Below are 15,077 nucleotides of genomic sequence, written 5' to 3'. Positions count from 1 at the left end.
CGGGCGAGCAACAATGGCGCGGTTCACACCGCCGATCCCGGGGAGTCCACCGTGTCGTTGCCCCCGCTCGTCGAGCCCGCCGCCGAGCTGACAGTTGACGAGATCCGCCGCTACTCACGCCACCTGATCATCCCGGACGTCGGGGTGACCGGCCAGAAGCGGCTGAAGAACGCCCGGGTGCTCTGTGTCGGCGCCGGTGGCCTCGGCTCGCCCGCCCTGCTGTACCTCGCCGCGGCGGGGGTCGGCACCCTCGGCATCATCGACTTCGACACCGTCGACGAGTCGAACCTCCAGCGTCAGATCATCCACGGCGTGTCCGACATCGGCCGTTCCAAGGCCGAGTCCGCAGCCGCGTCGATCCGCGAGATCAACCCGCTGGTCAACGTGGAGATCCACAACACCGCGTTGGACCGCGAGAACGTCCGCGAGATCTTCGCCCAGTACGACCTGATCGTCGACGGCACCGACAACTTCGCCACCCGGTACATGGTCAACGACGCGGCGGTGCTGCTCGGCAAGCCGTACGTCTGGGGCTCGATCTACCGCTTCGACGGCCAGGCGTCGGTGTTCTGGGCCGAGCACGGCCCCTGCTACCGGTGCCTCTACCCGGAGCCGCCGCCGCCCGGCATGGTCCCGTCCTGCGCCGAGGGTGGCGTGCTCGGTGTGCTCTGCGCGTCGATCGGCTCGATCCAGGTGAACGAGGCCATCAAGCTGCTCACGGGCATCGGCGAGCCGCTTGTCGGCCGCCTGATGGTCTACGACGCCCTGGAGATGGAGTACCGCAAGATCAAGGTCCGGAAGGACCCGAACTGCGTGCTCTGCGGCGAGAACCCGAGCGTCACCGACCTGCTGGAAGACTACGAGGACTTCTGCGGCGCGGTCTCCGAGGAGGCCCAGGAGGCGACGCTCGACTCGACCATCACCGCCCTGGAGTTGAAGGAGTGGCAGGACGCCGGCAAGGACATCTTCCTCGTCGACGTGCGGGAGCCGGCCGAGTACGAGATCGTGCGGATCCCCGGCGCCACCCTCATCCCCAAGGGCGACATCATCTCCGGCGAGGCGCTGGCGAAGCTCCCGCAGGACAGGCAGATCGTGCTGCACTGCAAGTCCGGCGTCCGCTCGGCGGAGGCGCTCGCCGCGCTGAAGGCGGCCGGGTTCCGCGACGCCGTACACGTGCAGGGCGGCGTGCTCTCCTGGATCAAGCAGATCGACCCGTCACTGCCCGCGTACTGACCGGTCCGCCGGGGCGACGCCACACCGCGCCGCCCCGGTCCCGTTCCGCGCCCCGCCTCCGGCGGTAAATCGACGCAGTTGGCTCCGTGTGGCGATCCGGCCGGAGCGACGCAGCCATTTCCGGCTGGCCGATTCCCCGAGGCGGGATCGTGTCTGCGCAGGTAGCGTCTCCGCCGTGGTCGACTTGGAAGCCGCGATCGGGTTCGTCGTGGCGCATGGGGACGCGGTGGAACGCGCCCGCCTCTCCTGGCTGCGCAACGGCACCCCGGTGCCGCCGGAGTTGCTGGAGACGGCCGAGGTCGGCCAGTCGCCGGACGGCGGCTGGCCGGCGACCTGGGGTGGCGAGGTCGCCTCGGTCGACGCCACCTGTTTCCGGCTCTCGGAGCTGGACGACCTGGGCGCGCTGGGCCGTCCCGCCGCCCGCCGGGCGCTGGACTGGTTGGCGTCCCGGCAGCAGGCCGACGGCGGCTGGGACGAGGACCTGTCGTTGACCGGCGCTGCCCCGGAGTGGGCCCGTCCCGGCGATCCGGAGGCCAAACTCTTCCTCACCGCCAACGCCGGCTTCTGGCTGACGGTCGCCGGCCTGGACGCCCGCGCCTCGGGCCCGCTCGACCACCGGGTCGGCGGGGCGTACGCCGGTGTGGTGCAGGCGGCGGCCCAGTCGATCGTCGCGCGGCTGCGCCCGGACGGCAGTTGGCCGTCGTTCCTCGCCGCCGGCTGGCTGAGTGCCGCAGTGCTGCACCGTCAGGACATGTTCCAGGAGTCGGCGCGGATCCAGGTGGTGCTCGCCGAACGGATGTCCGCGATGTCGCCGGGCGACGTGGCCTGGCTGGCGGCCACGCTGCGCCGGGTCGGCATCGACCTGCACGACTGGATCATGGTGCGGGCTCTGCGGCGGCTCGCCGAGACCCAGCGCAGCGACGGTGGTTGGGAGAGCGAGGACGGTCACCAGTTCGACGTGCACGCCACGCTGTCCGCGATCCGGGCCTGCCGCCCGCCGGCCGGAGCCGCCCCGTAGCCGGGCTCAGGCCCTAGCGCAGGTGCCCGTCCCCGGTGACGACGTACTTGGTGCTTGTCAGCTCGGGCAGGCCCATCGGGCCGCGGGCGTGCAGCTTCTGCGTCGAGATGCCGATCTCCGCGCCGAAGCCGAACTCGCCCCCGTCGGTGAACCGGGTCGAGGCGTTCACCATCACCGCCGCCGCGTCCACCCGGGCCACGAACTCGCGGGCAGCGCTCGCCGAGTCGGTGAGGATCGCCTCGGTGTGCCCGGTGCCGAAGCGGCGGATGTGCGCGACAGCCGCGTCCAGTGACTCGACCACGGCCACCGAGATGTCGGCGGACAGGTACTCGGTGGCGTAGTCCTCGTCGGTGGCCGGAACCACCGCCGCCGAGTACGCGGCCACCTCGGGGGAGCCGTGCACCGTCACGCCCGCCTCGGCGAACGCGGCCAGCACCGGCGGCAGGAACGCGTCCGCGACGTCGGCGTGCACCAGCAGCGACTCGGCCGTGTTGCAGGTGGACAGGCGCTGCGTCTTGGCGTTCAACGTCACCGCGACGGCCTTCGCCAGGTCGGCGGCGGCGTCCACGTACACGTGGCAGTTGCCCACCCCGGTCTCGATCACCGGCACTGTCGACTCCTCGACCACGGCGCGGATCAGCGACGCACCACCGCGCGGGATGAGCACGTCGACGAGCCCTCGGGCGCGCATCAGCTCCTTGACCGAGTCGCGGGAGCTGGCGTCGAGCAACTGCACCGCGTCGGCAGGCAGACCAGCGTCGGTGATCGCGTCGCGCAGCACCGCGACCAGCGCGGCGTTGGAGTGCGCGGCCGAGGACGACCCGCGCAACAGGGCCGCGTTGCCGGACTTCAGGCAGATCCCGGCGGCATCGACCGTCACGTTGGGACGTGCCTCGTAGATGATGCCCACCACCCCGAACGGCACCCGGATCTGGCGCAGCTCCAGCCCGTTGGGCAGGGTCGACCCGCGGACCACCTCGCCGACCGGGTCGGGCAGCGCGGCCATCTGGCGCAGCGCGTCGGCGATGCCGGCCACCCGGCCCGCGTCGAGCGCGAGCCGGTCCAGGACGGCCGCGCTCAGCCCGGCCTCCCGGCCGGCCGCCAGGTCCGTCTCGTTCGCGGCCAGGATCTCCGGTGTACGCGCCACAAGCGCGTCGGCCATCGCGACCAGCGCGGCGTCCTTGGCGGTACGGGTGGCCGTGGCCAGGTCGGCGGCGGCGTCCCGCGCCCGTCGCGCCTGCTCGCTCACGCTCATGCCAGCACTCCTCACAGCAGGACGAGGTCGTCGCGGTGGACGACCTCCCGTTCGTACGCCGGGCCGAGCGCCGCGGCGAGTTCGGAGGTGGAGCGGCCGAGCAGCCCGGGCAGCTCCACCGCGTCGTAGTTGACCAGGCCGCGGGCGACCGGGGCGCCGCCGGTGTCGACCAGGTCCACCGGGTCCCCGGCGGTGAACGTGCCGTCCACGGCGGTGATGCCGGCGGGCAGCAGCGACTTGCGTCGTCCGACGACGGCGGCCACCGCGCCCGGGTCCAGGTGCAGGCGCCCCCGGGGCGAGGTGGCGTGGGCCAGCCAGAACAGCCGGGCGGTCGGGCGTTGCCGCTGCGGATGGAACAGCGTGCCCACGGGGTCGCCGGCAAGCGCCGCCGCGGCCAGGTCGGCGGCGGTGAGCACCACGGGGATGCCGAAGCCGGTGGCGATGCGGGCCGCCTCGACCTTTGTCACCATGCCTCCGGTGCCGACCCCGGACCGGCCGGCGCCGCCGATGGTGATTCCGGCGAGGTCCTCGTCGCTGTGGACCTCCGCGATCCGGGTCGAGTGCGGGCGGGTCGGGTCGCCGGTCCAGAGGGCGTCCACGTCGGAGAGGAGCACCAGCAGGTCGGCGTGCACCAGCGCGGCCACCAGGGCCGCCAGCCGGTCGTTGTCGCCGAACCGGATCTCCTCGGTGGCCACCGTGTCGTTCTCGTTGACGATTGGCACCGCGTGCAGGTCGAGCAGTTTGCGCAGCGTGCGGTACGCGTTGCGGTAGTGCGCGCGTCGGGTCACGTCGTCGACGGTGAGCAGCACCTGCCCGACGGTGCGGCCGTGCCGGGCGAAGCTGGCCGCGTACCGGCCGATCAACAGGCCCTGCCCGACGCTGGCGGCGGCCTGCTGGGTGGCCAGGTCGCGCGGACGCCTGGTCAACCCGAGCGGGGCCAGGCCGGCGGCGATGGCGCCGGACGAGACGAGCACCACCTCGCGTCCTTCGGCGGTGAGCCGTCCGAGGGTGTCGACAAGCGCATCGACGCGCTCGTCGGCCAGTCCGCCGGTGGCGGTGGTCAACGAGGAGGATCCGATCTTGACGACGACCCGTCGGGCGGCCGTGACTGCGTCGCGCACCCGCCCATTCTGCGTGGTCACGCCCGCGTCGCCCGCCGCCGTTCCCATATGGTGGCCGATTGTGACTCCTGACGAGTACGTCGAGGCGGTGCTCGACCTGGTGGAGCGGATCCCGGAGGGTCGGGTGATGTCGTACGGGGCGGTAGCCGACGCCCTGGCCGAGCGCTCGGGGCGTTCCTCCGCGCGGCTGGTCGGCAACATCATGTCCCGGCACGGTGGCTCGGTGCCCTGGCACCGCGTGGTGACCGCGGCGGGGCGGCTGCCACCGGGGCACGAGCGCGAGGCGCGGGCGCGGCTACGGGCCGAGGGGGTGCCGCTGCGCGGCGAGGGCGTGGACATCGCGCGGGCGGGCTGGTCGCCGGAGGAGGGGATGTGACCTCCGGCATAACGTGAGTAACATTCGGCCCCATGAACCAGCCGCCGGGTGCCGCCGGCCTGCCCGCCGCCGGCCCCGACGTGGCCGACTCGCCCACCACCGGCCCCGACGTGACAAGCCTGCCTGCCACCGGTCGGCTGCCCCGCCCGGTGCACGCCGGATACGCGCTCGGCTCCCTGGCCACCGGCGCGTTCGGCACCGTGCCCGGCCTGCTGCTGCTGCCGTACCTGACCGACACGTTGGGCGTGGCCGCCGGGCTGGCCGCCCTGCTGGTGCTGCTGCCCAAGGCCTGGGACGTCCTGGTCAACCCGGTCGCCGGGCGGATCTCCGACCGCACCCGGTCGCGCTGGGGCGCCCGCAGGCCGTACCTGCTCGTCGCCGGTCTCGCGCTCGCCGTACTCTTCGCGGCCATCTTCGCCGCACCGTTCGGCAACGGGCCGGCCGCTGCGGCGTACGTGGCGCTCGCCTTCCTCGCCACGGCCACCGCGTTCGCCTTCTTCCAGGTGCCGTACGTGGCGATGCCCGCCGAGATGACCGACGACTACGCCGAGCGCACCCGGCTGATGACCTGGCGGATCGCCGTGCTGGCGCTGACCATCCTGGTCTCCGGCGCGGTCGCCCCGCTGGTCGTGACGGCCGGCGGCGACGGGCTGCCCGGGCACCGCTGGATGGGCCTGTTCGTGGCGGCGCTCATCGCCGTCGGCGCGGTCGGCGCGTTCCTCGGCACCCGGTCCGCGCCCAGCGGTGTGGTCGGCGCCAGCGAGCCGACACTGCGCGCCCAACTCGCGGTGGCCGCCGCCAACCGGCCGTTCCGGGCGCTGCTTGTCTGTTTCGTGGTGCAGTCCGCGGGCGTGGCGACAATCCTCGCCGGGGTCAACTACTTCGCCGGGCAGATCCTGCGCGACGAGGAGAGCGGGCCGACACTGCTCTTCGCCTGCTTCGTCGGACCGGCGCTGCTGGTGATGCCGCTCTGGTCCCGCGTCGGCGCCCGGGTGGGCAAGCGGTCCGCCCTGGTCGCCGCCGGGCTGATCCTCGCCGCCGGTGCGCTCGCCCTGGTCGCCGCCCCGGTGCTGCCACCGGTCGTCGTCTACCTGGTGGTCGCGGTCCTCGGCGTCGGGTACGCGGGGCAGCAGGTGTTCGCGCTGGCCATGCTCCCGGACTGCATCGCGTACGACACGGCGCGTACCGGCCGCCGGCAGGCGGGAGTCTTCACCGGCCTGTGGACCGCCGGGGAGACGCTCGGCCTGGCCCTCGGCCCGGGCGTGTACGGGCTGGTGCTCCAGATCTCCGGCTACGTCTCCTCCGACACCGGAACGGCCGCCGCGCAGTCCGACACGGCGCGACTGGGCGTTCTCCTCGGCTTCACGATCATCCCGGCCCTGTTGCTGGGCCCCCCGATCCTGCTCCTGCGCCGCTACACCCTGACCCCCGCCGTCCTGGCCTCCGCGCAGGGCCAGCACCTCACGGCGGTGGGCCGCATCGAGAAGGGCACCAGAACTCCATGATCGACGAGAACACGGTCGGGGCGGGGGCGCTGTCCCGAGACGGGGTGGCCGCGGATGTCGCGCTGGCGGAGGTGCGACGGCTGCGCGCGGGCGACCGGCCCACCCACGGGGGACGGCTGTTCGCGTACGTGTACGACCCTGCGGTTCCGGGGCTCGACGAGTTGGCGGCCGCCGCCCACCGGGAGAGCGCCCACGTCAACGGGCTCGACCCGACCGCGTTCCCGTCCCTGCTGGCCATGGAGAACGCGCTCGTCGGCGCCGCCGGCCGGGTGCTCGGCGGCGGGCCGGGGACGACCGCGCCCGACGTGGTCGGCAGCGTCACCAGCGGCGGCACCGAGTCGCTGATCCTCGCCGTCAAGGCGGCCCGGGACGCCCACCCGGAGATCGCCGCACCCCGGATCGTGGTGCCGTCGAGCGCGCACGCGGCGTTCGCCAAGGCGGCGCACTACCTGCGGGTGGCGCTGGACGTGGTGCCGGTATCGGTGGACACGCTGCGCCCCGACCCGGCCGCGCTCGCCGCCGCGATCCGCCCCGAGACGGTGCTGGTCGCCTGCTCCGCGCCCTCGTACGCGCACGGGGTGGTGGACCCGGTGGCCGAGATCGCGGCCGTGGCCGCCGACGCCGGGGTGCGCTGTCACGTCGACGCCTGTTTCGGCGGCTGGACCCTGCCGTACCTCCGTCGCCTCGGCGAGCCCGTGCCGGCGTTCGACTTCTCGGTGCCCGGGGTCACCTCCATCTCGGTGGACCTGCACAAGTACGCGTACGCGCCGAAGGGCGTGTCGGTGCTGCTGCACCGCGACGCCGGGCTGCGCGCCCCGCAGTACTTCGCGTACGCGGACTGGCCGGGCTACACGATGATCAATCCGGTCATCGCGTCCACCCGGTCGGGCGGGCCGATCGCCGCCGCGTACGCCACCCTGCGGCACCTCGGCGACGCCGGCTACCTGCGGTTGGCCGCCGTCACCCGGGACGCGGTCGCCGGCCTGGCCGACGCGGTCCGCGCCGTCGACGGGCTGCGGCTGCTGGCCGAGCCGGAGTCCACTGTGGTCTGCTTCACCGCCACCGAGGGCGGCCCCGACCTGTTCGTCCTGGTCGACGAGCTGACCGCGCGTGGCTGGCACACCCAACCCCAACTGTCGTACGCCGGGCTGCCGGCCAGCGTGCACCTCACGGTGACCGCCTCGGTCGCGCCCCGGGTGGCCGAGTTCGGTCCGGACCTGGCGGCGGCGGTGGAGGCGGCCCACGCGGCCGGCCCGGTGCGGTTGCCGGCCGAGCTGGCGGCCCTGGTCGGCGCCCTGACACCCGAGGCGCTGACCCCGGACCTGGTCGTCGGCCTGGCCGCCGGACTGGGTCTGGGCGACGGTGGCCCAGGCAGCGGTGGCGGCGACGGACCCGGCGCGGGCCCGCTGCCGGAGCGGATGGCGCTTGTCAACACGCTGCTCGACGCCGCCCCGCCGGCGCTGCGCGAACGGCTGCTCGTCGAGTTCGTCGGCCTGCTGCAACGGCCCACCTGGGGTTCGGACGACTGAACGGCGGCGCCCCACCCCGACGGGGTGGGGCGCCGGACATCCTCCTCGTCAGAACACGCCGGGGAGTTGCACCTTGTTGTCCTTCTCGTTGCGGTCGCGCCACTGTCGGTCCTGCGCGTCGTAGTGGGTCACGAAGATGGACCGGGTCGTCGCATCGGGGCCCGAGCGGCTCGGCACCATCTGGACGAACGTGTAGCGCCGCGACTCGCCGGCCGGTACCCCCGGCACCAGACACGTCAGATCATTGTCGGCCGCTGCGGCCGCCGGGTCGCACCTGGACCAGTCACCTGTCGTCGGCGCACCCACTTCGAGGCCCCTGAACTGGACCTGTGGAGCGTCGACCGGCCCCGCGTTGGTGACGGTGAAGACTGTGGTCAGCTCGCGGCCACCCGTGACGTCGACAAGCGTGTGCGTCATGGACAGGCGCAGGTCGGTGAGCCGGGGATCCTTCCCGAACTTCGTGGGGCCGTCGGTCTGCACGAACCGGCCACCCTTGAACCGGTAGGTACGCGTCTGTTCCTGCGGCCAGTACCTCGGCGTGTCGCAGCACGGCTGAAGGTCGGCCACCCGCACGTCGATCGAGCCGTCCTCGGTGACCGTCACCCCGAGGATGTCCTCGACACCGTCGGTGGTCCTCACGACCCGGCCGAGCGTCACGATGCGCCCGTCGTCGTCCCGATCGAAGGCGACTACCTGCTTCGCCAACGCCTCGCCGTACCGGCAGGCGACGACGGCAACCGTCTCCTGGGCGCCGTCACCGTCCAGGTCGGCGTGGTCCACCGTCAGGTCGGTGAGCAACGGGACGAAGCTCTTGGTCGAGCTGGTCGCCAGGCGCACGTTCGACGTGGTGCAGGTGGACGGCACGGTCTGCGGCCACGTCGGCAGGTCGACACGGGCGGCGAGTACCTGCGCCCGGCTGATCTGGCCGTCCGGCGCCTCGGACGCGGAACCCGTGGGGCTGGCCGACCCGCTCGGCGTCGGTGGCGGTGTGGGCGTCGGGTCCGGCGTCGCCGGCGCCGTCGGCTCGACGGACACGGCCGGAACCGGCGGAGTATGGTCGCCCCTCCTCGCGGCGTTGGCGACGACCGGCGCCAGCACCAGGACGACCGCCGCCGCGGCGACGGCCACCGCCCTCGTCTGCCGGCGCCGACGCAGGGTGCGTCGGGCCTGGTCGGGACCGGGACCGACGGCCCGGGTGGTGACATCGGCGCGGTACGCGGTGAACCGCTCGCGCAGCCGCGGTTCGAGATCAGACATGGGACACCCCCTCGGTGTTCTCGTCGAGCAGTCCGGCCAGGGCGGTCCGGCCTCGGTGCAGCCAGGACTTGACGGTGCCCTCGGCCACCCCTTCCTGCAGCGCGATCTGACTGACCGACAGGTCGGCCAGGTAATGCAGGATGACGGCACGCCTGTGGTTCGCGGGCAGTTGCGCGAGCGCCGCGTCGATCGCCACCCGGTCGGGTGTCGGGCCGTCCACCTCGGCCTCGGTGCGTCGCTGCCGCAGGAGGTGGTCGCGGGCCGTCCGCAGCCGCCGCCAGCGGCTGCGGGCCAGGTTCCAGGCGACCCGGCGGACCCAGGCCACCGGATCGTCGTACCGGACCAGACGGTCCCAGCGTGCCAGCGCCCGGCAGAACGCCTCCTGGGCCAGATCCTGCGCGTGGCCCAGATCCCCCGTGTACGCGCACAGTTGAGCCGTGACGCTCCGGAAGTGCGCGTGGTAGAAGTCGTCGAAGGTGATCGCCGCTGCGGCCAGCCCTCCGGCCGTCAACGCCGCAGGTGGTTCGTTGGCGCGGGCTCCCATCGTTGCTGTCACTGCCCCTCCCCGTTGCCGTCGGGCCGGTGCCCTGAGCGCCCGTAACACTCCACGGCGGCGGGTGTGGTTGCGCCCGATCCTGCCGCGAACCCGACAGCGCGGCGCGAAGCGGTCAAGCGGTGAAGCGGCCCGGCCCCGATCGGCTGACCAGCCGGGACCGCACGCCGCAGTCGGTCAGCTGTAGTAGTGGGTGAAGGTGGCGAGGTTGTCGTCCCGCTCTCGTTCGAGCAGCGCGGTCCCGTCGGCGCCGCTGCCGAAAAGTTCGACTGTCGCCTTGCCCGAGGCCAACGGTGTGCCCTGTCCCCGCTTCAGTCCGAGGGTGAGCCGGATGTCCGCGTGCGGTGCCAGCCGGCCCAGGGTGCACCGGTACGGCACCAGCGCGTCGGCCATGTTCTCGCGACACCGTTTCCAGCCATCCCCGACCGGCCGCAACTGCCACGGCAGGTCGAACGACAGCACCGCCTCGGCCACCTCGCCCGCGCTGGCATTGCGTACCCGGACCTCGATCGTGCCCGCGAAGCTGTCGCCGGGCTCCCGGGTGAGGGCCAGGTTCGACGAGCTGACCGACAGGTCGGCGGCGTACGGGTTGGGGCCGAAGCCCTTGGGCCCCTCGGTCTGCCGGAACCGGCTCCCGTCCCACCTGTACCCGCGCCACTGCCGTTGCGACCGCTCGAGAGGCCAACCGGGCCCCGGCGCCCGGTCGGCCATCGCCACCCGGGTTATGCCGTCGGCCCGCACCTCGAGCCCGATCAGCCACTCCGGAGTCGGGTCGGCGGTGGCAGCCACCCGACCCAGTGTGACGATCCGCCCGACCGTGTCCCGGTCGAAGGCGACAACCTGCGCCGGCCCTCGGGTGCCGAGCAGACAGCGGACCAGCACGACGGTCTCCGTCGCCCCGTCGCGATCGACGTCCCCGTAGCCCATCTCCACAAGCAGGTTGGGGTCATCGCTTACCGGGTCGCCGTTGAGTCGAATCCCACGAGACGCACACGCCTTACCGTCCGGGCGCTCGGGCAGGTCGCCCCACGTGGGCAGGTCGACGGTGGCGGCGAGCAGTTCGGTTCGCTCGATTCTGCCGTCCGGCGCCTGTGGTGCGGCGGAGACGCTCGGCGTCGGCGTCGGCGTCGGCGACGGGGAATCGGACGGCGTCGGTGTCGCCGTCGCCGGCGGTCCCGGGTCCCGGCGGAGCCCCGCCTGTCCGGCCACCGGGACGGCCACGGCCACCACAAGCGCCGCGGCCACCGCCATCGCCGCGCGCCGCCGACGGTGACGGACGGTACGCCGGACCGCAGTCGGGCCGTCGGGCGTGATCGCCGGAAGCATTGCCGCCCGGTACGTGGAGAACTCCGCGTCGAGTCGAGTGCTGTCGAACTCAGGCATGGTCGGTCACCTCGTTCTGGGGAGCCAGCTGTGCCGCCAGCGCAGCTCGACCCCGGTGCAACCAGGACTTGACCGTGCCTTCGGGCACGTCCTCCTGCTGGGCGATCTCGGTGACGGAGAGGTCCGCGAGGTGATGCAGCACGACGACGCGGCGGTGGTTCGACGGCAACGCCGCGAGCGCCCGCGTCAACGCCACCCGATCCGGGTCGGGGCCGGGCACGTGTTCCTCACGCTGCCGCCGCAGGTAGGACTGGGCGGTCCGCAGCCGACGCCAGCGGCTGGTGGCCAGGTTCCAGGCGACCCGCCGCACCCAGGCGACCGGGTCGTCGTAGCGGGAAACCTTCCCCCACCGCGTGAAGGCCCGGCAGAACGCCTCCTGAACCAGGTCCTGCGCCTGGCTGGAGTCGCCACAGTAGGCGGCGAGCTGAATGGTCAGCGAGCGGAAGTGGGCATGGTAGAGCTGGTCGAAGTCGACGGCGTCGACCGAAGTCCGCCCGGCCGGCCGGGTCATGTCCTCTGGTGGAGGCTTGCCGAGCCTCGATTCGGCGCTCACCGTCACCTGGGTCCTCCCCGTCTCCTGTCACCCCCGGGTTCCGGGGCGACGTCGCTCACACGCGGGAGAACGGGCCGGGGTTTCAGCGTCTTCCGTCAAGTTCGGTGAACATCTGGTGACCTGCCCGACTGCTCCCACCTGGGGCATCGCCGCGAGGTGCCGAAGCAATGTGAAACGCCGCATACGATCCGCAGCTAATCAACGGGCATATGTATAGATAAGTGTCGCTAAACGGGGGTTTTATGGTATTCGCCGCTTCCGTACGGTCATATCCATCAACCAACGACACGGGAGAAGGCAATGACGATGCGGAAGATCCTGATGACCGGGCTGACTGCGGCGGCCGGACTGGCCCTCGGCGTGAGCGGAGTGGCGACGGCGGCGCTGGCGATCGGCCCCGGCCCCGGCGCCCCGGGCGAGATCGGCCCCGGCCCGGGTGTGTCCCTGGCGATCGGTCCGGGCCCGGGCGCCCCGGGCGAGATCGGTCCCGGTCCCGGTGTCGTGCTGGCGATCGGTCCGGGCCCGGGTGCGCCCGGTGAGATCGGTCCCGGTCCCGGTGTCGTGCTGGCGATCGGTCCGGGCCCGGGGGCCCCGGGTGAGATCGGTCCCGGCCCGGGCGTCGTGCTGGCGATCGGCCCCGGCCCGGGGGCCCCGGGTGAGATCGGTCCCGGCCCGGGCGTCGTGCTGGTCTGAGCCGCCGATTGGCGAGACGGTTCGCGGAGGGCGGTCGGTCGGTGACCGGCCGCCCCCGCACGCTCAGCGATAGTCGAACGTCGACTCGTTGTCACCGCTGTCGTTGTCCAGCCAGGGATCCCCGTCCGGGTCCGCCGGCCAGACCCGCAGCGCCACCTGTCCCGAGGCCAGGCTGGTCCCGGCGGCGACCCGCAGTTCAAGGGTCCGACGCACCTCGTCGTGCCCCCGCACAGCGCTCAGACGGCAGGAGACCTGCACGGTGCTCCCCGTCTGGATGTCACAGCCCGACCAGCCGTCGCCGATCGGCCGCAGGGCCTTCGGCAGCTCCATGGTGAGGAGCGCCTCCGGCGCCGTCCGGTCCGCGTCGTTGCGGATCCGCACGGTGACCGTCCCCGATCGGGAGCCGTCCGCCGCCGGGGTCAACACCAGGTCGGTGGCGGTGACTGACAGGTCCGTCGAGCGCGGGTTGGGACCGAACGTGCTCGGCCCGGACACCTGGTCGAACTCGTCGCCGGTCCAGCGGTAGCCGCGCCACTGCCGTTGGGAGTTCTTCAACGGCCAGCCGCCGCCGGGCGCGATGTCGGCCACCTCGACCCGGACCTCGCCGTCGTCGCGTACGTCCAGGGCGGTCACCCAACCGGGAGTGGGACGGGCGGTGCCTGTCACGCGGCCGAGGGTGACGACCCGGCCGGCCGGGTCCCTGTCGAACGCGACCACCTGGAACGGCCCGCGGGTGCCGAACACGCAGCGGACCAGGGCGACCGTCTCCGTCGCGCCGTCACCGTCCAGGTCGCCGTGGTCCAGCGCCACCAACTCGTTGACATCGTCCCGGGCCGGTTCGGCGCCCAGCCGCACCCGACCGGTCGGGCAGTCTGCCGGTGTGGTCCAGGCGGGCAGCGACACCGTCGCGGCGAGCAACTGGGACCGGCTGATCCGCCCGTCCGGGGCGGCACGGGTCGGACTGGCGCCGCCCGACGCCGTTGTCGACGGGCTCGCCGACGCACTGGCCGGCACGGTCGCCGACGGGCTGGCGGACGGCGTTCCGGTGGGCTCCACCGGGCCCGGCTGGGGCTGCGGACGGTCCAGCGTCGCGTACCCGAGCACGGGGCCGGCCGCCACGGCGAGCACGGCGGCGACGGCGGCGCCGAACGTCCGCCGCCGGCGCTTGCGGACGGCGACACGGACCGCCGCCGGACCCGGCGACTCGACCTCGGTCAGCGACTCCGCGCGGTACCGGGCGAAGCGCTCGGCGAGTGCGATGGACTCGTGCTCAGACATCGTGTGCCTCCTCGGGCGTCTCCCGCAGGGACGCGGCCAGCGCGGCCCGGCCCCGGTGCAGCCAGGACTTGACAGTGCCCTCGGCCACCTGCTCCTGAGCGGCGATCTCGTTGATCGGCAGATCCGCGAGGTAGTGCAGGATCACGGCCCGGCGCTGCTTGGCGGGCAGCGCGGCCAGGGCGGCCTCCAACGCCACCCGGTCGGGGCTCGGCCCCGCGACGTGGGTCTCGCGCTGCCGCAGCAGCCACGACCGCGCCGTGCGCAGCCGCCGCCACCGGTTGTGCGCCAGGTTCCAGGCGACCCGCCGGGTCCAGGCCAGCGGGTCGTCGTACCGGGACACCCGGTCCCACGTGGCGAAGGCCCTGCAGAACGCCTCCTGCACCAGGTCCTGCGCCTGGCCGAGGTCGCCCGTGTACGCCCGCAACTGCACGACCAGCCCGCGGAAGTGGGCATGGTAGAAGTCGTCGAAGGTCAGCTCCACCGCTGCCTGTCGAGGGTCCGGCGGCGCACCACCGGCCCGTACGTCTCTCGTCACACTCACTCGTCCTCCCCGTGGCGTCGCGGGCCGCCCGCCCGCACTCGGGTCGCACCGCTCGTGCCGGCCGTCCGGCTCTCGATGCCCCCTCTCCCGTCAAGGTCGTGACCGGCCCTCAGGGTTGCGCCCCGCAGCTGTGGTTGACTGTCCAGGAAGTGACAGGAGGGGGCGTCGTGCAGCTACCGGCAGTGCTCGGTGAGCCGATCCGGTTCGTGCTGAACTGGGGACGCCGCTACTCGCTCTGGGTGTTCAACTTCGGCCTGGCCTGCTGCGCGATCGAGTTCATCGCCACCAGCATGGGTCGGCACGACTTCATCCGGTTGGGTGTGATCCCGTTCGCCCACGGCCCCCGGCAGGCCGACCTCATGGTGGTCTCCGGCACCGTGACCGACAAGATGGCCCCGGCCATCAAGCGGCTCTACGACCAGATGCCCGAGCCGAAGTACGTCATCTCGTTCGGGGCGTGCTCCAACTGCGGCGGCCCCTACTGGGACTCGTACTCGGTGACCAAGGGCGTCGACCAGCTCATCCCCGTCGACGTCTACGTGCCCGGCTGCCCGCCGCGCCCGGAGGCGCTGCTGCACGGCATCCTGCGCCTCCAGGAGAAGATCGCCGCCGAGCAGTCCGGTATCGGCGGCGTGCCCCAGCGGGACCTGCTGGCCGCGCCGCTGGACGCCCCGCCCCGCGAGGCCGCCGCCCCGCGCTCGGTCGACTCGCTCACCGCCCCGCCGGTACGCCCACCCGCCGGGACCTGACGGGGTGGTGGCCGGGCCGGGCTAACCTGCGCT

General features: G+C 73.1%; 15 protein-coding genes. 7 read left to right on the top strand and 8 right to left on the bottom strand.

Going from position 1 to position 15,077, the window contains the following annotated elements; genetic code table 11:
- Window positions 1-51: 51 nt before the first annotated feature.
- The gene (moeZ, locus tag OOJ91_RS17985) at window positions 52-1,233 is read left to right on the top strand and encodes an adenylyltransferase/sulfurtransferase MoeZ (RefSeq protein ID WP_266246426.1); all 1,182 of its coding nucleotides are present in this window, start codon (window positions 52-54) and stop codon (window positions 1,231-1,233) included.
- Window positions 1,234-1,357: 124 nt separating this feature from the next.
- The gene (locus tag OOJ91_RS17980) at window positions 1,358-2,251 is read left to right on the top strand and encodes a prenyltransferase/squalene oxidase repeat-containing protein (protein ID WP_266249748.1); all 894 of its coding nucleotides are present in this window, start codon (window positions 1,358-1,360) and stop codon (window positions 2,249-2,251) included.
- A 13-nt stretch (window positions 2,252-2,264) separates the two neighbouring features.
- Here the strand turns inward: OOJ91_RS17980 and OOJ91_RS17975 are convergent, their stop codons facing one another.
- Window positions 2,265-3,506: a glutamate-5-semialdehyde dehydrogenase gene (locus OOJ91_RS17975; protein WP_266246425.1), complete on the bottom strand. Its 1,242-nt coding sequence runs from the start codon at window positions 3,504-3,506 to the stop codon at window positions 2,265-2,267.
- An 11-nt stretch (window positions 3,507-3,517) separates the two neighbouring features.
- Window positions 3,518-4,627 carry a glutamate 5-kinase gene (gene proB, locus OOJ91_RS17970; protein ID WP_266246424.1) on the bottom strand — a complete coding sequence of 370 codons (1,110 nt, stop codon included), beginning with the start codon at window positions 4,625-4,627 and terminating at the stop codon, window positions 3,518-3,520.
- Between the two features lie 61 nt (window positions 4,628-4,688).
- On the opposite strand from proB, the gene OOJ91_RS17965 reads away from it, so the two are divergent.
- Genes OOJ91_RS17965 through OOJ91_RS17955 form a run of 3 tightly spaced genes read left to right on the top strand, consistent with a single transcriptional unit; the run spans window position 4,689 to window position 8,037 of the window.
- Window positions 4,689-5,003 carry an MGMT family protein gene (locus tag OOJ91_RS17965; protein ID WP_266246422.1) on the top strand — a complete coding sequence of 105 codons (315 nt, stop codon included), beginning with the start codon at window positions 4,689-4,691 and terminating at the stop codon, window positions 5,001-5,003.
- Window positions 5,004-5,035: 32 nt separating this feature from the next.
- The gene (locus OOJ91_RS17960; RefSeq protein ID WP_266246421.1) at window positions 5,036-6,508 is read left to right on the top strand and encodes an MFS transporter; all 1,473 of its coding nucleotides are present in this window, start codon (window positions 5,036-5,038) and stop codon (window positions 6,506-6,508) included.
- A complete protein-coding gene (locus OOJ91_RS17955) occupies window positions 6,505-8,037 on the top strand; it encodes a pyridoxal phosphate-dependent decarboxylase family protein (RefSeq protein ID WP_266246419.1) in 1,533 nt (510 codons plus the stop codon). Before OOJ91_RS17960 ends, OOJ91_RS17955 begins: the two co-directional genes overlap by 4 nt.
- Before the next feature lie 48 nt (window positions 8,038-8,085).
- On the opposite strand, the gene OOJ91_RS17950 is transcribed toward OOJ91_RS17955, so the two are convergent.
- The 4 genes from OOJ91_RS17950 to OOJ91_RS17935 all read right to left on the bottom strand — a co-directional run bounded on the left by OOJ91_RS17950 (window position 8,086) and on the right by OOJ91_RS17935 (window position 11,789).
- Entirely contained in the window at window positions 8,086-9,294 is a 1,209-nt protein-coding gene (locus OOJ91_RS17950; protein ID WP_266246417.1) for a hypothetical protein, read from the bottom strand.
- The gene (locus tag OOJ91_RS17945) at window positions 9,287-9,850 is read right to left on the bottom strand and encodes a SigE family RNA polymerase sigma factor (protein ID WP_266246416.1); all 564 of its coding nucleotides are present in this window, start codon (window positions 9,848-9,850) and stop codon (window positions 9,287-9,289) included. Before OOJ91_RS17945 ends, OOJ91_RS17950 begins: the two co-directional genes overlap by 8 nt.
- A gap of 174 nt (window positions 9,851-10,024) precedes the next feature.
- Window positions 10,025-11,230, bottom strand: a complete 1,206-nt coding sequence (locus OOJ91_RS17940; protein ID WP_266246415.1) for a hypothetical protein — start codon at window positions 11,228-11,230, stop codon at window positions 10,025-10,027.
- On the bottom strand, window positions 11,223-11,789 hold the full coding sequence (locus OOJ91_RS17935; protein ID WP_266246413.1) for an RNA polymerase sigma factor: 567 nt from the start codon (window positions 11,787-11,789) through the stop codon (window positions 11,223-11,225). The genes OOJ91_RS17940 and OOJ91_RS17935 overlap by 8 nt, the downstream gene beginning before the upstream one ends.
- Window positions 11,790-12,083: 294 nt before the next feature.
- Between OOJ91_RS17935 and OOJ91_RS17930 the strand changes: the two genes are divergently transcribed.
- On the top strand, window positions 12,084-12,476 hold the full coding sequence (locus OOJ91_RS17930) for a hypothetical protein (protein WP_266246412.1): 393 nt from the start codon (window positions 12,084-12,086) through the stop codon (window positions 12,474-12,476).
- Window positions 12,477-12,539: 63 nt separating this feature from the next.
- Here OOJ91_RS17930 and OOJ91_RS17925 read toward each other — a convergent pair whose 3' ends face one another.
- Together OOJ91_RS17925 and OOJ91_RS17920 are read right to left on the bottom strand one after the other, a co-directional pair.
- Window positions 12,540-13,754, bottom strand: a complete 1,215-nt coding sequence (locus tag OOJ91_RS17925; RefSeq protein WP_266246411.1) for a hypothetical protein — start codon at window positions 13,752-13,754, stop codon at window positions 12,540-12,542.
- On the bottom strand, window positions 13,747-14,295 hold the full coding sequence (locus tag OOJ91_RS17920; protein WP_266246409.1) for a sigma-70 family RNA polymerase sigma factor: 549 nt from the start codon (window positions 14,293-14,295) through the stop codon (window positions 13,747-13,749). The genes OOJ91_RS17925 and OOJ91_RS17920 overlap by 8 nt, the downstream gene beginning before the upstream one ends.
- Before the next feature lie 167 nt (window positions 14,296-14,462).
- On the opposite strand from OOJ91_RS17920, the gene OOJ91_RS17915 reads away from it, so the two are divergent.
- Window positions 14,463-15,044 (top strand): NADH-quinone oxidoreductase subunit B, encoded by a 582-nt coding sequence (locus OOJ91_RS17915; protein ID WP_266246408.1) that lies wholly within the window; start codon window positions 14,463-14,465, stop codon window positions 15,042-15,044.
- Window positions 15,045-15,077: the final 33 nt, after the last annotated feature.

The organism is Micromonospora lupini (genome assembly GCF_026342015.1).
GTDB lineage: Bacteria > Actinomycetota > Actinomycetes > Mycobacteriales > Micromonosporaceae > Micromonospora > Micromonospora lupini_B.
Note: the sequence above shows the minus strand (reverse complement) of the source record. Positions and strands in the feature narration are given on the sequence as shown.